The organism is Halomonas smyrnensis AAD6, from assembly GCF_000265245.1.
GTDB lineage: Bacteria > Pseudomonadota > Gammaproteobacteria > Pseudomonadales > Halomonadaceae > Halomonas > Halomonas smyrnensis.
This window is the reverse complement of record NZ_AJKS02000007.1, coordinates 73,831-92,380: the sequence shown is the minus strand read 5'-3', so window position 1 is coordinate 92,380 and position 18,550 is coordinate 73,831. Positions and strand designations below refer to the sequence as shown.

Annotated in this window: 15 protein-coding genes; 10 read left to right on the top strand and 5 right to left on the bottom strand. The window is 68.0% G+C overall.

Annotated features, from left to right (window positions below):
* Positions 1–12: 12 nt before the first annotated feature.
* Complete coding sequence (locus UYS_RS0209940; RefSeq protein WP_016855354.1) at positions 13–2,223, top strand: OsmC domain/YcaO domain-containing protein; 2,211 nt, start codon at positions 13–15, stop codon at positions 2,221–2,223.
* A 99-nt stretch (positions 2,224–2,322) separates the two neighbouring features.
* Here the strand turns inward: UYS_RS0209940 and UYS_RS0209935 are convergent, their stop codons facing one another.
* A complete protein-coding gene (locus UYS_RS0209935) occupies positions 2,323–3,222 on the bottom strand; it encodes a LysR family transcriptional regulator (protein ID WP_016855353.1) in 900 nt (299 codons plus the stop codon).
* Between the two features lie 100 nt (positions 3,223–3,322).
* Between UYS_RS0209935 and UYS_RS0209930 the strand changes: the two genes are divergently transcribed.
* From UYS_RS0209930 to UYS_RS0209885, 9 genes are all read left to right on the top strand, one after another.
* The gene (locus UYS_RS0209930; protein ID WP_016855352.1) at positions 3,323–4,903 is read left to right on the top strand and encodes an NADH-quinone oxidoreductase subunit L; all 1,581 of its coding nucleotides are present in this window, start codon (positions 3,323–3,325) and stop codon (positions 4,901–4,903) included.
* Positions 4,900–7,389, top strand: a complete 2,490-nt coding sequence (locus UYS_RS0209925; RefSeq protein ID WP_016855351.1) for a YbcC family protein — start codon at positions 4,900–4,902, stop codon at positions 7,387–7,389. The genes UYS_RS0209930 and UYS_RS0209925 overlap by 4 nt, the downstream gene beginning before the upstream one ends.
* Positions 7,390–7,774: 385 nt before the next feature.
* Positions 7,775–8,644, top strand: a complete 870-nt coding sequence (locus UYS_RS0209915; protein WP_016855350.1) for a LysR family transcriptional regulator — start codon at positions 7,775–7,777, stop codon at positions 8,642–8,644.
* A gap of 134 nt (positions 8,645–8,778) precedes the next feature.
* A complete protein-coding gene (gene wrbA / locus UYS_RS0209910; protein WP_016855349.1) occupies positions 8,779–9,429 on the top strand; it encodes an NAD(P)H:quinone oxidoreductase in 651 nt (216 codons plus the stop codon).
* On the top strand, positions 9,429–10,097 hold the full coding sequence (locus tag UYS_RS0209905; RefSeq protein ID WP_016855348.1) for a DsbA family oxidoreductase: 669 nt from the start codon (positions 9,429–9,431) through the stop codon (positions 10,095–10,097). Before wrbA ends, UYS_RS0209905 begins: the two co-directional genes overlap by 1 nt.
* A gap of 63 nt (positions 10,098–10,160) precedes the next feature.
* Positions 10,161–11,066 (top strand): EamA family transporter, encoded by a 906-nt coding sequence (locus UYS_RS0209900; protein WP_016855347.1) that lies wholly within the window; start codon positions 10,161–10,163, stop codon positions 11,064–11,066.
* A gap of 67 nt (positions 11,067–11,133) precedes the next feature.
* Entirely contained in the window at positions 11,134–11,487 is a 354-nt protein-coding gene (locus tag UYS_RS0209895) for an antibiotic biosynthesis monooxygenase family protein (protein WP_237738450.1), read from the top strand.
* Between the two features lie 132 nt (positions 11,488–11,619).
* Positions 11,620–12,258 carry a Vat family streptogramin A O-acetyltransferase gene (locus UYS_RS0209890; RefSeq protein ID WP_026068467.1) on the top strand — a complete coding sequence of 213 codons (639 nt, stop codon included), beginning with the start codon at positions 11,620–11,622 and terminating at the stop codon, positions 12,256–12,258.
* A gap of 71 nt (positions 12,259–12,329) precedes the next feature.
* On the top strand, positions 12,330–13,022 hold the full coding sequence (locus tag UYS_RS0209885; protein WP_156821593.1) for an NAD(P)-dependent oxidoreductase: 693 nt from the start codon (positions 12,330–12,332) through the stop codon (positions 13,020–13,022).
* 67 nt (positions 13,023–13,089) lie between these two features.
* Here the strand turns inward: UYS_RS0209885 and UYS_RS0209880 are convergent, their stop codons facing one another.
* Genes UYS_RS0209880 through UYS_RS0209865 form a run of 4 tightly spaced genes read right to left on the bottom strand, consistent with a single transcriptional unit; the run spans position 13,090 to position 18,496 of the window.
* Entirely contained in the window at positions 13,090–13,989 is a 900-nt protein-coding gene (locus tag UYS_RS0209880; RefSeq protein ID WP_016855343.1) for a hydroxymethylglutaryl-CoA lyase, read from the bottom strand.
* 3 nt (positions 13,990–13,992) lie between these two features.
* Positions 13,993–16,041 (bottom strand): acetyl-CoA carboxylase biotin carboxylase subunit, encoded by a 2,049-nt coding sequence (locus UYS_RS0209875; protein ID WP_016855342.1) that lies wholly within the window; start codon positions 16,039–16,041, stop codon positions 13,993–13,995.
* Positions 16,038–16,877 carry an enoyl-CoA hydratase-related protein gene (locus UYS_RS0209870; RefSeq protein ID WP_016855341.1) on the bottom strand — a complete coding sequence of 280 codons (840 nt, stop codon included), beginning with the start codon at positions 16,875–16,877 and terminating at the stop codon, positions 16,038–16,040. Before UYS_RS0209870 ends, UYS_RS0209875 begins: the two co-directional genes overlap by 4 nt.
* Before the next feature lie 11 nt (positions 16,878–16,888).
* Positions 16,889–18,496, bottom strand: a complete 1,608-nt coding sequence (locus UYS_RS0209865) for a carboxyl transferase domain-containing protein (RefSeq protein ID WP_016855340.1) — start codon at positions 18,494–18,496, stop codon at positions 16,889–16,891.
* Between the last annotated feature and the right edge of the window lie 54 nt (positions 18,497–18,550).

Sequence of the window (18,550 nt, the reverse complement as noted above, 5' to 3'; positions counted from 1 at the left end):
GGTGCTTTGTCAATGGAAATCAAGGTCAACTATCTCGACAACCTCCGGCTGGAGGCCAAGTTCGACGATTTCACCGTCATCTCCGACCAGCCGATCCGCTACAAGGGCGACGGCTCGGCCCCCGGTCCCTTCGACTACTTCCTGGCGTCGTCGGCCATGTGCGCGGCCTATTTCGTCAAGGTCTACTGCAACGCGCGTGATATTCCCACCGAGAATATCCGCCTGTCGCAGAACAACATCGTCGACCCGGAGAACCGCTACAAGCAGATCTTCAAGATCCAGGTCGAGCTGCCGGAGGACCTCTCCGATAAGGACCGCCAGGGCATCCTGCGCTCCATCGAGCGCTGCTCGGTCAAGCGGGTGGTGCAGAACGTGCCCGAGTTCCAGATCGAGACGGTCGAGAACCTCGACGAGGACGCCCAGGCCCTGCTGATGGCCAAGCCGGAGGAGGGCGAGAGCACCTGGATCGAGGGCAAGGACCTGCCGCTGGAGCAGACCATCGCCAACATGACGGCGATCTTCGAGCGCCTCGGCATGAAGGTCGAGATCGCCTCCTGGCGCAACATCGTGCCCCACGTGTGGTCGCTGCACATCCGCGATGCCCACTCCAACATGTGCTTCACCAACGGCAAGGGTTCCACCAAGGAGAGCGCGCTGGCCTCGGCGCTGGGCGAGTTCATCGAGCGTTTGAGCTGCAACTTCTTCTACAACGACCAGTTCTTCGGCCTGGACCTCGCCAATCACGACTTCGTCCACTATCCGGACGAGAAGTGGTTCCAGCCGGGGCCGAACGACTCGCTGCCGGACGGCATCCTCGACGACCACTGCCGGGCGATCTATGACCCGGAGGGCGAACTGGCCGGCTCCAACCTGATCGACACCAACTCCGGCAACGCCGAGCGCGGCATCGTCTCGCTGCCCTACGTGCGCCAGTCGGACGGCGAGACGGTCTACTTCCCGTCGAACCTGGTCGAGAACCTGTTCCTCAGCAACGGCATGAGCGCCGGCAACACCCTGCCGGAGGCCCAGGTGCAGTGCCTGTCGGAGATCTTCGAGCGGGCGGTGAAGCGCCAGATCATCGAGGAAGAGATCACGCTGCCCGACGTGCCGCTGGAGGTGATGCAGAAGTACCCGCACATCCTCGAGGGCGTCGAGGCGCTGGAGGCCCAGGGCTTCCCGGTTCTGGTCAAGGACGCCTCCCTCGGCGGCCAGTTCCCGGTGATGTGCGTCACCCTGATGAACCCCAAGACCGGCGGCGTGTTCGCCTCCTTCGGCGCGCACCCGAGCTTCGAGGTGGCGCTGGAGCGCAGCCTGACCGAGCTGATGCAGGGCCGCAGCTTCGAGGGCCTGAACGACTTCATGCCGCCCACCTTCAACTCGCTGGCGGTCTCCGAGCCCAACAACTTCGTCGAGCACTTCATCGATTCCTCGGGCGTGGTGTCCTGGCGCTTCTTCAGCTCCAAGGCCGACGTCGAGTTCGTCGAGTGGGACTTCTCCGGCAGCGGCTCCAACAGTACGGAAGAGGAGGCCGCGGGCCTGTTCGGCATCCTCGAGGAGCTCGAGCTGGAGGCCTACCAGGCCGTGCACGAGGACCTGGGCGCGCCGGTGTGCCGCATCCTGGTGCCGGGCTACTCCGAGGTCTATCCGGTCGAGGACCTGGTGTGGGACAACACCAACAAGGCGCTGCTGTTCCGCGAGGATATCCTGCACCTGCACGACCTCGACGACGAGCAGCTGAGCGACCTGCTGGAGCGCCTGGAAGAGACCCAGATCGACGACCATGAGACCATCACCACCCTGATCGGCATCGAGTTCGACGAGAACACCGTCTGGGGCCAGCTGACCATCCTCGAGCTCAAGCTGATGGCCAACCTGGCGCTGGGCCAGTTCGAGGACGCGCTGGATCGGGTGCAGATGTTCCTGCAGTTCAACGACAACACCGTCGAGCGCGGGCTGTTCTACCAGGCCGTGAACGCGGTGCTGGAGATCGCCCTGGACGACGAGCTGGAGCTCGAGGACTTCCTCTACAACTTCAAGCGCATGTTCGGCGAAGCGACCATGGAGACCGTGGTCGGCGCGGTGAACGGCACGATCCGCTTCCCGGGCCTGGAGCCGGTCGGCATGCAGCTCGAGGGCCTGGAGCGTCACCAGCGCCTGATCGAGAGCTACAAGAAGCTGCACGCGCATCGCGCCGCCCTGGCCGCCGAGAAGGCCAGCGCCTGAGCCGCGCGTTGCGCTAGCCGGTAAAACTGCCTGACAAGGCAAAGCCCCGAACCGGGAGACCGGTTCGGGGCTTTTCGTTGGGGGCAAGGGGTCACCGACCTAGGCCATGTCCTTCGGGGGCCGGGCCAGCAGCTCCGAGACGATGCCCGGCATGAACTCCCGGGGCAGGGTGATGGCATAGAAGTTCTCGTAGACGTTGGGCAGCTGCTCCACGCGGGTCAGACGCCCCTGCTGCAGCTCGTCCTTGACCACCACCTCGGGCATCACGCTCAGGGCGCCGCTGTCACGGGCCAGCAGGCGCAGCATGGCCATGTCGTCGGCCTCGGCGAGGATCTTCGGCCGATACTGGTACAGGCTGCAGTGGCCATCGAAGGCGCGGCGAATCTCGTGATGCTCGCCGGGGAGCACCCAGCGCATGTCGTCGAAGCCCTCGGGGAAGGGGCGGCCGGGGAGCGAGTCGGGCGGGCCGATGATCGACAGCGGCTGCCGGGCCAGCAGCTGACTCTGCCATGAGGCCTGCGGGGAATCGGATGGCGGCATCTGGGTATTGGTCAGCACCACGTCGAGTTCGTGGCGGGCCAGGCCATCGAGCAGGTTGGCCATGTCGCGGGCGTGCAGGCTGAAGTGGACGCGCTGGCCGCTCTGGTGGATCAGGGGGGCGATGAAGCTCTCGATGAAGTTGCGCGACATGGTGGAGAGCGTGCCGATGCGCAGGCGCTGATACTCGGGCTCGATGCCGCGGCCGATCAGCGACTCCAGCTCCTCGCCCTTGGTGAAGATCACCTCGGCATAGTTGAACACCCGTCGTCCTGCCTCGGTCAGCACCAGGGCGCGATGGCGTCGCTCGAAGAGCGGCTTGCCCATTCTGTCTTCCAGCTTGCGGATCTGTGCCGAGAGGGCGCTCTGCGACAGGTGCAGCGTTTCCGCCACCCGCGTGAGCTTGCCCTCGCGGGCCACGCGCCAGAAGTAGTAGAGGTGATGGTAGTTGAGTCGGCTCATTGGGTTCTTTTTTATAGAACAATAGGTCAATAAATATCTATTTTAATTAAAAAGCGGCTCGCCGGATACTGCACGCTCCATGGACCACCGGAGGCCTTCCATGCACGGACATGCGCTGTTCTTCACCTTCCTGCTTACTCTGGTGCCGGTCATCCTGGCGCTGGGGGCAGTGACGAGCGCACGCGCCCCCCGCGAGCGTGCCTGGCGCACCGGCCGGATCACGACCACCAGCGGCCTGCTGCTGTCGGCCTCGGCGCTGGTGCTGGGGCTGGTATCGGGCCTTCCGGCGGTGGTCGGCTGGTGGCATAGCGGCGTGCTGCAGCTGGTCATGCTGCTGCTGGCCAACTTCATCGCCTTCGTGGTGGTGCGTTACAGCGCCACCTACCTGCAGGGCGAGCCGCGCCAGCGGCGCTTCGTCGCCCTCGTTCAGGCGGTGTTTGCCGCGGTGAGCGTCGCGGTGCTCGGCGATCACCTCCTCGCGTTCCTGTTGGCCTGGCTGGGCATCAGCCTGGCGATGCATCAGCTGCTGATGTTCTATCCCGACCGCCCCCGTGCGGCGCTGGCGGTCCACAAGAAGTTTCTCTTCGCTCGCGCCGCCGAGCTCTGTGCCATGGTGGCCTTCCTGCTGCTCTACCTGCACCACGACAGCGCCCGGATCAGCGTCATCGTGAGCGACTATGCCTCCGCCGACGGCGTCCTGACCCTGACGGAACAGGCGGCGGCCTGTCTGCTCGCGATGGCGGCGCTGATCAAGTGCGCCCAGCTCCCGCTGCACGGTTGGTTGATCCAGGTGGTCGAGGCGCCCACGCCGGTGTCGGCCACCCTGCACGGCGGCGTGATCAACCTCGGCGGTTACCTGCTGCTGCTGTTTTCGCCGCTGCTGATGCGCTCGGCTCCGGCCCAGGCGCTGGTCCTGGCGGTGGCGGGCATCGGCAGCGTGCTGGCGGCGCTGGTCATGATGACCCGCGTCAGCATCAAGGTGCGCCTGGCCTGGTCCACCAGCGCCCAGATGGGCCTGATGCTGGTCGAGATCGCCCTGGGGCTGACGGAGCTAGCGATGCTGCACCTGCTGGCGCACTCCTGTTACAAGGCCTACGCCTTCCTGAGCTCGGGCGAGGCGGTCGAGCAGGATCTGCTGCGCCGCCGGGCCCCCGGACGCAGTCCCACGCCGAGCCAGTGGCTCTTGGCTGGCCTTGTCAGCGTGTCGCTGGTGGCCGCGGTGGTGGCGCTGGCACGCAGCCTGACAGAGGCGGCGGCCTTCGACGCCAACAGCCCCTGGGTGCTGCTTGCCCTCGCCCTGACCGTGCTGCTGGCCGAGCGCAACAGCGAGCGCGCCGCGGGCTCCGTCGTCGGCTTTGTCGGCCTGGCCGCGCTGGTGGTGCTCGCCTACGTCGGACTCAAGACGCTGTTCGCCGCCTTTCTGCCCGAGACCGGTCACCGCGTCTCGCTCTGGGGCGACCTGTGGGTGAGTGCGCTGTTCGTGCTGCTCTTCGCGGGCTACTGGCTGCAGCGCCATGGGCTTCACTATCCGGCATCCCAGACCCTCAACCGCTACTGCTATGCCGGCTTTTACCTGGACGAGTGGGTCACCCGGAATACCCTCAGGCTCTGGCCCCACGACCTGCCCGGCCGGATCAGGGCCAAGCAGCTGCACACCGTCTTTCGCGGGAGTTCCCAATGACGAGTCTCGAACATGCTAGTGCCGTGCGCCCGGCCGACGCGAACGACGTCGCGCCGCTGACCGCTGACCAGGACGCGGCGCTGGACCGCGCCTGCGCACGCATCGCCCCGAACTGGCCGCTGGATCGTCTGATTGCGGTGAGCCCCTACTGGACCCAGCGCGGCGAGGATGCCACGACCGTGTCGGCGCGGCTCTCGGCGCTGGGCAACGTCCAGTGCCTGATGCCGCCGAGCCATTACCTGGACGCCTGGCAACGCGGCGAGATCACGTCGGAACACCTGGAAGAAGCGGCCGAGCGGCTCGACTACCAAGGCGGCTACCGCGACCTGCTGGATGTCGTCGAGGAACTCGGCCGGCTGCCCCACTGGCACAACATCAGCGACCTGATCGATGCCCGCCGCGACCGCCAGCACAAGATGGCCTGGCGCGACGAGATTACCCAGCAGATCAGCCAGTTCTGCGCCGCCTACTTCCAGGAGGATGGGCCGCTCAACGCCGAGCGACTGCAGGCGCCCCGCGGCATGCGGCTCTATCAGCACTGGCGGGAGATGACCCTGAAGGATCGCGGCATCGCCATCCTGATGGGCGAGCCGACGCTACTGCGCTACTTCAAGACCCTGCCGGACACCGAGGACGGGCTCTTCCAGGCCGCCGTCGCCGAGCTGGAGGTGGATACAGAGCGTCTCGAGAGCTATGCCCAGGCCCTGCTGCTCGACATCAACGGCTGGGCCGCCTGGGTGGCCTACCAGGACTGGCAGCAGGCGCTGGCCACGCCGCAGGAAGAGAGCGAGCGCGTGGGGCCCGCGTCGGACATGCGCAGCCTGCTGGCGATGCGTCTGGCGTGGGAGCTGGCGCTGTGGCGTTACATCCGGGCGGAGTATCCCGACCAGGGCGACCATCTGACTCGCCAGTGGCACGCCGAGCTGGAGGAGATGCCGCAGCGGGTCGAACGCCATCGGCGCGCCCAGCGGCCCCTGTGGGTGTGGCAGCTCGCCGGCGAGCTGGCCTACCAGCAGCCGCTGCACCGTGCCCTGGGCGAGGCGGTGCGTGCCTCGGCCTCGTCGCCCGAGGAACCTCGCCTGCAGGCGGTGTTCTGCATCGACGTGCGCTCCGAGCCGCTGCGCCGTGCGCTGGAAAGCCAGAGCCCGTCTATCCAGACCCTGGGCTTCGCCGGCTTCTTCGGCCTGCCCCTGGAACACCAGCAGGATGGCACCGCGCTGGCCCAGCCCCATTTGCCGGGCCTGCTGGCGCCGCGGGTGACCCTCAGGAGCGGTTCCTGCGAGGGTGAGGCTCGTTCGGCGAAGCAGCTCAACTGGAAGGCGCGCCTGCAGGAGTGGAGCCGCACGGCGAGTGCCAGCTTCACCGCGGTGGAAACGGGCGGCCTGCTCTATGCCGGCAAGCTGCTGCGCCGCTCGCTCGAGGCCAAGGCCAAGCGCGAGCCGCTCGCCATGGACGAGCTCGGCTGGCACTGGCGCGACAGCGGCGAGGCGTTGACCCTGGCCGACAAGGCGACGCTCGCAAGGACCGTGCTGGGGGCCATGGGGCTCGCCGAGCACCTCGCACCCCGGGTGCTGCTGGTGGGGCACGGCAGTCACAGCAGCAACAATCCGCATGCCGCGGGGCTCGAGTGCGGGGCCTGCGGCGGGCAGTCCGGGGAGGTCTCGGTGAGGGCCCTGGCGAGGCTGCTCAACGATCCCGCGCTGCGCGAGGTGCTGGCCGAGAGCGGCCTCGTGATCCCGGAAACGACCCGCTTCGTGCCGGCGCTGCACCACACCATCACCGATCGCATCGAGCTGCCGGAGGGGGAAGCGGATGCCTTCGCGCTGAGCGAGGAGGAGCGTGCCTGGCTCGAGCGGGCCGGCGACCAGGCCCGGCGCGAGCGTGCCGCCAGTCTCGGCCTGTCGGCCGACGCACTGGAGCTGGAGAAGACCCTCGATCGCCGCGGCGCCGACTGGGCGCAGACGCGTCCGGAGTGGGGCCTGGCCAACAACGCCAGCTTCATCGCCGCGCCGCGGCGGCTCACCACGCCGTTGGACCTCGACGGGCGCAGCTTCCTGCACGACTACGACTGGCGCTCGGACACCGACTCCTCGCGGCTGGAACTGATCATGACCGCGCCCATGGTGGTCGCCCACTGGATCAACATGCAGTACAACGCCTCTGTCACCGACAATAGCAAGTTCGGCAGCGGCAACAAGGTACTGCACAACGTGGTCGGTGGGCACATCGGTGTCTTCGAGGGTAACGGCGGCGACCTGCGCATCGGCCTGCCGCTGCAGTCGGTGCACGACGGCGAGCGCTGGCGTCACGAGCCCCTGCGCCTGAGTGCCTATCTCGCGGCGCCCACCGAGGCAATCGAGGCCATCATCGCGCGCCACGAGAGCCTGCAGTCGCTGGTGAATAACGGCTGGCTGCACCTGTTCGCCCTCGATGACGAGAGCGGCGAGATCCTGGCATACCGGAAGGGGGAGTGGCGCCGGCCCTAGGCTTTTGCGCAAAGTCGGCGAGCGCAGACGGTTTCCGCACAGAGCCTGTCGGGCTCGCGCGCCGAAGCGCCACTAAAGCCCCGAGCCGGTCAACCGGCTCGGGGCTTCTGCGTTCTGGCGCGTCGCGAGCCTACCGGGCGGCCAGCGCCACGCCCGCCTTGGAGCGGTTGGGCCGGTCGATGGCGCGTAGCCCGGCGCCGCGCAGCGGCGGCATCCGACCCTCAAGCTCAAGTAGTAACCGCCTGCCCCCTGTGAACAGCGGCGGGCATGAGGCATGATCCGGTGACCACAGGATCTCCCCGCTGGCCGTCTCTGTCCGCAGAGGCAGATCGTGCCTATTTTCCCGCAGCATTTACGGAGTCACACCTTGGACAGATTGGCGGTCATGAGGGCCTTCTGCCGCATCGTGGAGCGTGGCAGCTTCGCCAGGGCGGCGGAGGATCTCGGCATTTCTCCCGGGCTCTTGAGCCGTGACACCAAGCGCCTGGAACGGCACCTGGGCTGCACGCTGCTCACGCGCACCACCCGCAGAATGTCCCTGACCGAGCAGGGTCGCCTCTACTACGAGGAGAGTTGTCGCCTGCTCGCGGAGGTCGACCAGGTCGAGGAAAGGGTGCGCGAGCATACCGACCGCGTGCGGGGACGGCTGCGTATCAATGCGCCTCAGTCCTTCGGCCTGATGGTGCTGTCGCCGCTGCTGCCCGGCTTCATGGAGCGCTATCCGGAGGTCGAGGTGTCGCTGGCCCTGGAGGATCGCGTGATCGACATGGTCGAGGGAGGCTTCGACCTGTCGATCCGGGTGCGCGCCACCCTGTCGGACTCGAGCCTCATCGCCCGGCGCATCGCGCCGGTGCACCAGCGACTGTTCGCCAGCCCGGCCTACCTGGCGGCCCATGGCACCCCGCGGGGGCCGGAGGCACTCGCCGAGCATGAGGCGGTGAGCTACCTGTTGGCGGACGATGCCCACCACTGGGTGCTACAAGGCCCCGACGGTACGGTCTCGGTGCCTTGCCCCGCGCGCCTGGAGGTCGGCAGCAGCCTGATGCTGCGAGATATGCTGATCGCCGGCCAGGGTATCGGCGCCCTGCCAGACTTCATCTCCGATCCGGCCGAGGCGGCCGGCCAGCTGGTGCGGGTGCTGCCTGCCTTCGAGCTTCCGACCCGACAGGTCTATGCCGTTACCGCCTCGCGCCTGGGTACCGACGCTAAGACCCTGGCCTTCCTCGACCACCTCAGGGAGCGGCTGGGCGGCTGATCTCCAGGTCGTGCCCTCGCTTTTCGGCACTCTTTACCCTGAGTAAAGAATGTCCTGCCATTTTCCCGCTTATTCTTCCTCTCATGCGGCCTCATGCTCTGTTTCGTCACCCATGCGAAACAGAGAGGCTTACCATGACCCGCGTTCTCGTTCTCTACTACTCCAGCTACGGCCATATTCGCTCCCTTGCCGAGGCGGAAGCTGAGGGTGCCCGCAGCCTTCCCGGCGTGCAGGTCGACCTCCGCCGTGTCCCCGAGACGGTATCGGCGGCGGTGCGCCAGGCGGCAGGCCAGGTCATCGACGACACCCCGGAGGCCCGGGTCGAAGACCTGCCCGACTACGACGCCATCATCCTCGGCACGCCGACGCGCTTCGGCAACATGGCGTCTCAGATGAAGCAGTTCATCGATCAGGCCGGCGGGCTCTGGGCACGCAATGCGCTGGTCGGCAAGGTAGGTGCCGTCTTTACCTCCACCGGCTCGCAGCATGGCGGCCATGAGGCGGCGGTGCTCTCCACCCAGGTGCCCCTGCTGCACTTCGGCATGCTGATCGCCGGGCTGCCCTACACCTTCACGGGCCAGATGAGACACGACGAGATCGTCGGCGGCTCGCCCTACGGTGCCGGCACCGTGGCCGGCGGCGACGGCTCGCGCCAGCCTAGCGACACGGAGCTGGCCGGCGCCCGCTTCCAGGGACGCCATGTGGCCGAGATCGCCGCGCACCTGGCCGCCGGTCGCGATAGCTCGCGCCTTGCTCTGCCGTCCGGCGAGGAGGTGGGCGTCTGATGAGCCTTCCGTCCACCCCCTCGCTGACCCTCGACTTCTTTCACGATGTCGTCTGCGGCTGGTGCTTCAACCTGTCGCCGCGGCTGCATCGGCTGGCCGAGGAGTTCGAGCTGCATGTCCGGCATCGCACCTTCGTTCTGCAGGACAGCCCTGAATGCATGGTGGAGGTCTTCGGCTCCATGGCCCGAGCCAAGGCGACGATCCTCGATCACTGGACGGCCTGCCGGGAGGCCAGTGAGGCTCCAGAGCGCTTCAACATCGAGGGTATGCGCCGGGCTCCCTTTGACTATCCCCATGGCTTGCCCGGTGCCCTGGCCTGCCAGGCCGCGCAGTACCTGGCGGGCCAGGCGGGCCACTGGAGGATGTTCGATGCCATCCAGGTCGCCCACCTCAGCGAGGCCCGCAACGTCGCGGATCCCGAGGTGCTCAGGGCCATCGCCCGGGAAGCGGGGTTCGGCACCCATGCCTTCACGCGGCTGATGGAAGACCCGGCGACGCTCGATGCCGTCGAGGCCAATCTGTGTCTGGCCCGGCGGTGGCGGGTCAGCATGGTGCCCACGGTGATCGTGCGCGAGACGGGACAGCGGCTGGTCAATGGCCCGCTGGACAGCCTGCGCGCGCAGCTAGTCGACAACCTGAGCATCGTCGCCAACCAGCTCACCTCCTGATTTCCCGCGCCGGGCTGATCTTCCTTCCAAAGCCCGGTGCCCTGACCGATGCGAGGCATCGCCATGAACCGCTTGACCGACCTGCTGCTCACTGGCCTGGCGCCCGCCGTCTGGGGCAGCACCTATATCGTCACCAGCGAGCTCTTGCCCCAGGGCTATCCGATCACGCTGGCCGTGCTGCGTGCCCTGCCTGCCGGTCTGCTGCTGCTGTTGCTGGTCCGCCGGCTGCCAGGGAGGGAGTGGTGGGGCAGGGTGCTGCTGCTTGGCGCCTTCAACTTCGCGATCTTCTGGACCCTGCTGTTCGTGGCGGCCTATCGGCTACCGGGTGGCGTGGCGGCCACTCTGGGCGCGCTGCAGGCGTTGTGCGTGTTGATCCTGGCGCGCGGCCTGCTGGGCATGCCGATCATGACGCTGTCGGTCATGGCGGCGATGGCCGGTGTCGGCGGGGTCGCCTTGCTGGTGCTCACCCCCGCCGCGGAGCTGGACCCTATCGGCGTGGCGGCAGGCCTCGGCGGTGCCCTGTCGATGGCGGCCGGTACGGTGCTCAGCCGCAAGTGGCAGCCACCGGTCTCGCCGCTGACCTTCACCGCCTGGCAGCTGACGGCGGGCGGCCTGCTGCTGGTGCCGCTGGCCTGGTTCGGCGAACCGGCGCTGCCCGCTCTGACAACGACCAACCTTGTCGGCCTTTGCTACCTTGGATTGATCGGCGCCGCCCTGACCTATTTCCTGTGGTTTCGCGGCGTCGCCCGCATCGAGCCGGCGGCGGTCTCGATGCTCGGGATGATGAGCCCGGTGACGGCCGTGGCGCTCGGCTGGATGCTGCTGGACCAGAGGCTGAGCCCGCTGCAGGCCGGCGGTGCGGTGATCGTCCTCGGTTCGGTATGGCTCGGACAGTGGGCGGCGCGCCGTGTCCCGAGACCCGAAATGGTGCCCGGCGCGCCTCCTCGGGCCGCTTCATGGCCGAGGTGAGGGAGGCAGTATGATGGGCCTCTAGCGATCTGGCCGACGGCCCGGCGCCCATGACGAGAAAGCCGCCTTGGCCATCCTGGAGGCATGGAAACCGACCACGATGGGAGGAAAGATCATGTTCGTGGCCATGTATGAGTTCGAGATCAAGGATGGTAAAGAAGCGGAATTTCGCGAGGCGTGGCTGGAAGTGACCAAAGCGATTTACCAGCACTGTGGCAGCCTGGGCTCCAGGCTACATACCTCTGATAACCCCAATGTCTTGATCGGCTACGCCCAATGGCCAAGCCGAGAGCAGTGGGAGAAGGACAAGGATGTGACAGACGAGCGGTATCGGTTGTCTCGTCAGACAATGCGCGAGTGCCTGGTGCAATCAAGGACGATCTACACATTGGACGTCTGTGATGACTATCTGAAATCGTGATGGGCATGCGCACAAAGGATGCTGCCTGAGGTGCCTTCGACGGGGCAGTGTCGGCCATGATGACGCGAGGGGGATGTGCTGGTCGTGGTGGATGCCGGGCGTCGTAGATGTCTTGTTGATACGGGAGGTAATATGAAAGGCCCTAGCCCTGACGATAGAACACCGATGAAGGGATTTCCCCAAGTCGGTTACCTGAAGCATTACATTACCTCGGACCACATCGTGGTCGGCGACTACACCTACTACGACGACCCGGAAGGGACCGAGCGGTTCGAAAGCAATGTGCTTTACCACTTTCCCTTTATTGGCGACAAGCTGGTCATAGGCAAGTTCTGTGCGATCGCCAAAGGTGTCACGTTCATCATGAACGGTGCGAACCACCAGGTGTCAGGATTTTCCACCTATCCGTTTTTCATCTTCGGCAACGGTTGGGAAAAGGCGGCGCCCGAAGAGGGCGATCTTCCCTACAAGGGCGATACGGAAATCGGCCATGACGTCTGGATCGGCTACGAGGCGATCCTCATGCCGGGCGTGAAGATCGGCAGTGGAGCCATCATCGCGAGCAAGTCCGTCGTGGTGGAGGACGTCCCGGCGTACAGCGTCGTGGGAGGAAATCCCGCGCGGGTCATCAAGCAGCGCTTCGATGACGCCACGATCGATGCGCTGCTGGAGATCGCTTGGTGGGACTGGAGTGCCGAAAAGATCACCGGTCACCTCGACGCCATCGTCGGCGGTGACCTCATGGCGTTGCGGCGTGCCGGTCAGTCCTGACGCCGACGTCCAGCGGGCAGCCGCAAAATGCGGCATCATGAGCCATGACGGGTGAGGGGAGGCGTGAGGTCATGAAGGTCTGCATTGTCGGGGCGTCGGGCAAGCTCGGCCGGTACATGGTGCAACAGGCGCTCGAGCGGGGTGACGAGGTGGTCGGGGTGTGCCGGGAGAAGAGCGTGGGCAAGCTCGTCGCCTTCGAGGGGCGCATGACAATCGTGCCCGGCGCGACGAACGATCCGGCGGTGATCAAGCAGGCGGTCGCCGGCTGCGACGGTGTGCTGACGGTGCTGGTGCCCTGGGGCGTTCAGCAGTACGCGACAGGAACCGCTCAGGCGGTGCTCGACCACGCCCGGCCGGGGGCGCGCCTCGTCTTTTCCTGTGGCTGGCATATCTCCCGCGATGGCCAGGACGTCTACCCCTGGAGGTTCAAGGCCGTCGTGGCGGTCTTCGGCTGGCTCGCGCGCCTGACCCGCTTCGCGGACCTGGATGATCAGGTCGAGGCCTGCCGGCGCGTGTTCGAAAACGATACCCGCTGGACCGTCGTGCGGGGCAGCGATCTTGAGGAGGGCGAGAGCCAGGGCCTGCCGGTGTGGTCCCGGCATGTCGGCGATCCCATCCTCGCCAGCAACCTCACCCGCCGGGTGGATTTCGCCCGCTTCATGGTGGCGGCGCTCGAAGATGAAGCGCTGATCCAGGAGGCCCCGGCCATCGTGGGGTGCCGGACGCCGTCGGCGCTTGCGCACAGCGGGGCCTCTTCCGCCTGACAAGCAAAGCTCCGAGCCGTTTATCCGGTTCGGGGGCGTGTCGTTTTGGGCGCGGCGGTTGGGGCGCTTACTTCGCGGCTAGCGCCACGCCCGCCTTGGACCGGTTGGGCCGGTCGATGGCGCGGGTGATCCAGCTGCCGGTAGCGGCGAGCTTCTCGAGGTCGACGCCGTGCGCGATGCCGAGGCCGTTGAGCAGGTAGACCACGTCTTCGCTTGCCACGTTGCCCGAGGCGCCCTTCGCATACGGGCAGCCGCCGAGCCCGGCCACGGAGCTGTCGATCACCGCGATGCCCTCCTCGAGCACGGCGTAGAGGTTGGCCAGCGCCTGGCCGTAGGTGTCGTGGAAGTGGGCGCCGAGGCGCTCGAGCGGCACCGCGCGGGCCACGGCTTCCAGCATGCGCTTGGCCTTGAGCGGGGTGCCGGTGCCGATGGTGTCGCCCAGCGAGACCTCGTAGCAGCCCATCTCATGCAGCGCCCTGGCGACCTCGGCCACCCTGGCGGGGGCGATCTCGCCCTCGTAGGGGCAGCCGAGCACGCAGGAGACGTAGCCGCGCACGCGGACGTTGGCTTCGCGGGCGCGCTCCAGCACCGGGGCGAAGCGCTCGAGCGATTCCGCCACCGAGCAGTTGATGTTCTTCCGCGAGAACGCCTCGGAGGCGGCGCCGAACACCGCGACCTCGTCGACGCCGCACTCCAGCGCGGTTTCCAGGCCCTTGAGGTTGGGCGTGAGGGCGGAGTAGGTCACACCCTGGTGGCGGCGCAGGCCGTGCATCACCTCGCGATGGTCTGCCATTTGCGGTACCCACCTGGGGGAGACGAAGCTCGCCGCCTCGATGTGGGTGATGCCCGCCGCGCCCAGGCGGTCGATCAGGGCCAGCTTGGTGCCGGTGTCGATCGCCTCGGGCTCGTTCTGCAGCCCGTCGCGGGGGCCGACCTCGACCAGGCGAACGTGGGTGGGGAATGTCATGGCTTACTCCTCCGGCGCGAATTCCAGCAGCACGTCGCCCTGGCCGACGGTGTCGCCGGCGGCGAAGTGGAAGCATGCCACGTGGCCGTCGGCGGGGGCGGCCAGGGTGTGCTCCATCTTCATGGCCTCCATCACCATCAGCGGCATGCCTTTCTCGACTCGGCTGCCGGCCTCGGCCAGCAATGCCACCACGGTGCCGTGCATGGGCGCGGTGAGGGTGGATTCGGCCTCGCGCTGGCCGTGGTCGATGGCGTCGATGCGCCGCCAATAAAGGCGGGTCTCGCGCATCGGGTCGACCATCACCACGACATTATCGTCTCGACGCGCCTGAAGCCGGCGGCGATGGCCGTCGATAGTCACCGCCACGGCGTCGCCTTCCAGCGGCTCGAGGGTGGCAGCGAACGTCTGGCCCTTGAGCGTCAGCTGCCAGGGGGCGGATTCACGCTCGCGCCGGCCCTCGACCACCGTCACGCGCTCGGCGTCGTCCTCGTCCGCCGCATGCTCGGGCGCGCACAGGGCGATGCGGATGGTGTGGGGCGCGTTCAGGCGGAAGCCGTCGTGGCGGTCCCAGGGCGAGTCGCTCTCGCACTCCCGGGCCAGCTGGTGCAGGCCGATCAGCGCCGCGGCGGCGTATTCCTCCGGCGCGGTCTCGCGCGCGGCGAACAGGGTGGCCTCGTGGCGCTCGATGAAGCGGGTGTCGAGCTCGGCGGCGCGGAAGGCCGGATGGCCGGCCAGCCGCTGGAGGAAGGCGCGGTTGGTGACCACGCCGCGCACGTCCAGCGCCGCCAGGGCGCGGTTGAGGGTGGCCAGGGCCTGGGCGCGGTCGTCACCGTGCACGATCAGCTTGGCGAGCATCGGATCGTAGTGCATCGAGACGGCATCGCCGCTCTCCACGCCGCTGTCCAGCCGGACCTTGTCGGCCTCCAGCCCGGCACCGGCGAGGTCCAGGGCGAAGCGGCTCAGGGTGCCGGTGGCGGGCAGGAAGTCCTGCGCCGGATCCTCGGCGTAGAGCCGCGCCTCGAAGCTGTGGCCGCCGATCTTCAGCTCGTCCTGGGCCAGCGGCAGCCGCTCGCCCATGGCCACGCGCAGCTGCCACTCGACCAGGTCCTGGCCGGTGATCATCTCGGTGACCGGGTGCTCCACCTGCAGGCGGGTGTTCATCTCCATGAAGTAGAACGAGCGATCCGCATCCAGCAGGAATTCGACGGTGCCGGCCCCCACGTAGCCGATCTCGCGGGCGGCGCGCACCGCGGCCTCGCCCATCTCGCGGCGCAGCGCTTCGGTCATGCCCGGCGCGGGCGCCTCCTCGAGCACCTTCTGGTGGCGACGCTGCACGCTGCAGTCGCGCTCGAACAGGTAGACCCCGTTGCCGTGGCGGTCGCAGAACACCTGGACCTCCACGTGGCGCGGCTGCACCAGGTACTTCTCGATCAGCATGCGGTCATCATTGAAGGCGGCCTTCGACTCGCGGCGGCAGCCGTCCAGCGCGGCCTGGAACTCGCCGTCGTTCTCGACCACGCGCATGCCCTTGCCGCCGCCGCCGGCGCTGGCCTTGAGCAGCACCGGATAGCCGATGCGCTCGGCCTCATCAAACAGCAGGGCGTCGTCCTGGCTCTCGCCGTGGTAGCCGGGCACCAGCGGCACGCCGGCGTCCTGCATGCGCGCCTTGGCGGCGGACTTGTCGCCCATGGCGGCGATGGCCGGGGCGGGCGGGCCGACGAAGACGATGCCGGCGGCCTCCAGCGCCTCGACGAAGGCGCCGTTCTCGGACAGGAAGCCGTAGCCGGGGTGGATGGCGCCGGCGCCGGTGCGCCGCGCGGCCTCGATCACCGCGTCCACGTTCAGGTAGCTCTCGCGGGCGGCGGCCGGGCCCAGGCGCACGGCCTCGTCGGCCTCGCGCACGTGGCGGGCGCCCGCATCGGCGTCGGAGTAGACCGCCACCGTGCGCAGGCCCATGCGCCGCGCGGTGCGCATCACGCGGCAGGCGATCTCGCCGCGGTTGGCGACCAGCAGGGTGTCGAAGCGCGGGGCGGAATGGGTCGTCGGGCTCATGAATGGCGCTCCGTGTCGGAATCCGGGGCCCAGGCGGGGCGGCGTTTTTCGAAGAAGCTGGCCAGGCCTTCCTGGCCCTCGTGGCTCACCCGCAGCTCGCTGATGATGCGGCAGGTGTGGTCGCGGGTGGCGTTGCTGTCGGGCTCGCGGGCGACCTCGGCCAGCAGCGCCTTGGTGGCGCGGCTGGCCTGGGGCGAGGTGGCCAGCAGGGTGTCGATCATGGCGTCGACGGTGGCGTCCAGGGCGTCGGGCTCGACCACGCAGTGGGCGAGGTCCAGCTTCTGGGCGGTGGCGGCGTCGATGACCTCGGCGGTCAGGGCGTAGCGGCGCAGCTGCCGCTCGCCGATGGCGCGCTGCACGTAGGGGCTGATCACCGCCGGCGACAGGCCGATCCGGACCTCGGAGAGGCAGAAGCGGGCCTTCTCGGAGGCGACGACGATGTCGCAGCAGGCGGCCAGGCCAACGGCGCCACCGAAGGCCGCGCCCTGCACGCGGCACACGGTCGGGCAGGGCAGGGTGTCGAGGCCGTGCATCAGCGCCGAGAGCTCGCGGGCGTCGGCCAGGTTGTCCTCGAAGTCGTAGTCGGCCATGCGCTTCATCCAGTGCAGATCGGCGCCGGCGGAGAAGTTCCTGCCTTTCGAGGCCAGCACCAGCAGGCGCACCTCGCCGCGGTGGGCGAGCTCGCCGGCGCGGCGCAGGTGGTCGTTGAGCTCGCCGATCAGGTGGTCGTCGAAGGCGTTGTGGACCTCGAGGCGGTCGAGGGTCAACCGGGCCACGCCGCGGTTGTCGATCTCGAGGTGGCACATCGGGGGGCGGGATTCGGTGTCGGTGTGCATGGCGATCTCCCTCACATCCGGAACACGCCGAAGCGCGTGTCTTCGACGTCCGCGTTCATGGCGGCGGCCAGCGACAGGCCCAGCACGTCGCGGGTCTGGGCGGGGTCGATCACGCCGTCGTCCCACAGCCGGGCGCTGGCGTAGGTGGGGTGGCCCTGGTGCTCGTACTGGTCGCGGATCGGCTGTTTGAAGGCGTCCTCGTCGTCGGCGCTCCACTCGCTGCCGTCGCGTTCGAACTGCTCGCGCTTGACCTGGGCCAGCACGCCGGCGGCCTGCTCGCCGCCCATCACCGAGATGCGCGCGTTGGGCCACATGAACAGCAGGTTGGGATCGTAGGCGCGGCCGCACATGCCGTAGTTGCCGGCGCCGAAGCTGCCGCCGATCAGCACGGTGAACTTGGGCACCCTGGCGCAGGCCACGGCGGTGACCAGCTTGGCGCCGTGCTTGGCGATACCCTCGTGTTCGTACTTCGAGCCGACCATGAAACCGGTGATGTTCTGCAGGAAGATCAGCGGGATCTTGCGCTGGGCGCAGAGCTCGATGAAGTGCGCGCCCTTGAGCGCGCTCTCCGAGAACAGCACGCCGTTGTTGGCGACGATGCCCACCGGATGGCCGTGCAGGTGCGCGAAGCCGGTGACCAGGGTGTCGCCGTAGTCGCGCTTGAACTCGTCGAAGGCCGAGTCGTCGACCAGCCGGGCGATCACCTCGCGGGCGTCGAAGGGCTTCTTCAGGTCGGTGCCGACGATGCCGTAGAGCTCCTCGGGGTCGAGGCGTGGCGGTTTCGAGGCCTGCATGGCGAGCTCGCCGCGCTTCTGCCAGTTGAGCCGGGCCACGCAGCGCCGGGCCAGCTGCAGGGCGTGGGCGTCGTTCTCGGCGTAGTGGTCGGCCACGCCGCTGATGCGAGCGTGGACGTCGGCCCCGCCCAGGTCCTCGGCGCTGATCGACTCGCCGGTGGCGGCCTTAACCAGCGGCGGGCCGCCGAGGAAGATGGTGCCCTGCTCGCGGACGATGATCGATTCGTCGGCCATGGCCGGCACGTAGGCGCCGCCGGCGGTGCACGAGCCCATCACCACGGCGATCTGCGGGATGCCCTCGGCGGAGAGCGTGGCCTGGTTGTAGAAGATGCGGCCGAAGTGGTCGCGGTCGGGGAAGACCTCGTCCTGGCGCGGCAGGAAGGCGCCGCCGGAGTCGACGAGATAGAGGCACGGCAGGCGGTGCTTGCGGGCGACCTCCTGGGCGCGCAGGTGCTTCTTCACCGACAGCGGGAAGTAGGTGCCGCCCTTGACCGTGGCGTCGTTGGCGACGATCACGCACTCCACGCCCGAGACGCGGCCGATGCCGGTGACCACGCCGGCGGCGGGCACCGGGTCGTCGTAGACCTCGTGGGCGGCCAGCGCCGAGAGCTCGAGGAACGGCGAGCCCTCGTCGAGCAGGTGGTCGATGCGGTCACGCACGAACAGCTTGCCGCGGGCCTCGTGGCGCTTGCGCGCCTTCTCGCCGCCGCCCTGGGCGATGGCGGCGGTCAGCTCGCGCAGCTTGCCGACCTCGGCGCGCATCGCCGCATCGTTGGCCTGGAAGCCCTCGCTGCGCGGATTGATCTGGGTGTTCAGAATGGCCATCAATGGCTCCTTCAGTACCTCACCGATGAACTAGCGGGATGAGCGCCGCCGTCC

Excerpts from the sequence above, each read along its gene's own strand:
- UYS_RS0209905 (WP_016855348.1), top strand. The coding sequence starts at position 9,429 with ATGAGCCTTCCGTCCACCCCCTCGCTGACCCTCGACTTCTTTCACGAT.
- UYS_RS0209890 (WP_026068467.1), top strand. The coding sequence starts at position 11,620 with ATGAAAGGCCCTAGCCCTGACGATAGAACACCGATGAAGGGATTTCCC.
- UYS_RS0209935 (WP_016855353.1), bottom strand. The coding sequence starts at position 3,222 with ATGAGCCGACTCAACTACCATCACCTCTACTACTTCTGGCGCGTGGCC.
- UYS_RS0209930 (WP_016855352.1), top strand. The coding sequence starts at position 3,323 with ATGCACGGACATGCGCTGTTCTTCACCTTCCTGCTTACTCTGGTGCCG.
- UYS_RS0209865 (WP_016855340.1), bottom strand. The coding sequence starts at position 18,496 with ATGGCCATTCTGAACACCCAGATCAATCCGCGCAGCGAGGGCTTCCAG.
- wrbA (WP_016855349.1), top strand. The coding sequence starts at position 8,779 with ATGACCCGCGTTCTCGTTCTCTACTACTCCAGCTACGGCCATATTCGC.
- UYS_RS0209925 (WP_016855351.1), top strand. The coding sequence starts at position 4,900 with ATGACGAGTCTCGAACATGCTAGTGCCGTGCGCCCGGCCGACGCGAAC.
- UYS_RS0209915 (WP_016855350.1), top strand. The coding sequence starts at position 7,775 with ATGAGGGCCTTCTGCCGCATCGTGGAGCGTGGCAGCTTCGCCAGGGCG.
- UYS_RS0209885 (WP_156821593.1), top strand. The coding sequence starts at position 12,330 with ATGAAGGTCTGCATTGTCGGGGCGTCGGGCAAGCTCGGCCGGTACATG.
- UYS_RS0209900 (WP_016855347.1), top strand. The coding sequence starts at position 10,161 with ATGAACCGCTTGACCGACCTGCTGCTCACTGGCCTGGCGCCCGCCGTC.
- UYS_RS0209870 (WP_016855341.1), bottom strand. The coding sequence starts at position 16,877 with ATGCACACCGACACCGAATCCCGCCCCCCGATGTGCCACCTCGAGATC.
- UYS_RS0209875 (WP_016855342.1), bottom strand. The coding sequence starts at position 16,041 with ATGAGCCCGACGACCCATTCCGCCCCGCGCTTCGACACCCTGCTGGTC.
- UYS_RS0209880 (WP_016855343.1), bottom strand. The coding sequence starts at position 13,989 with ATGACATTCCCCACCCACGTTCGCCTGGTCGAGGTCGGCCCCCGCGAC.
- UYS_RS0209940 (WP_016855354.1), top strand. The coding sequence starts at position 13 with ATGGAAATCAAGGTCAACTATCTCGACAACCTCCGGCTGGAGGCCAAG.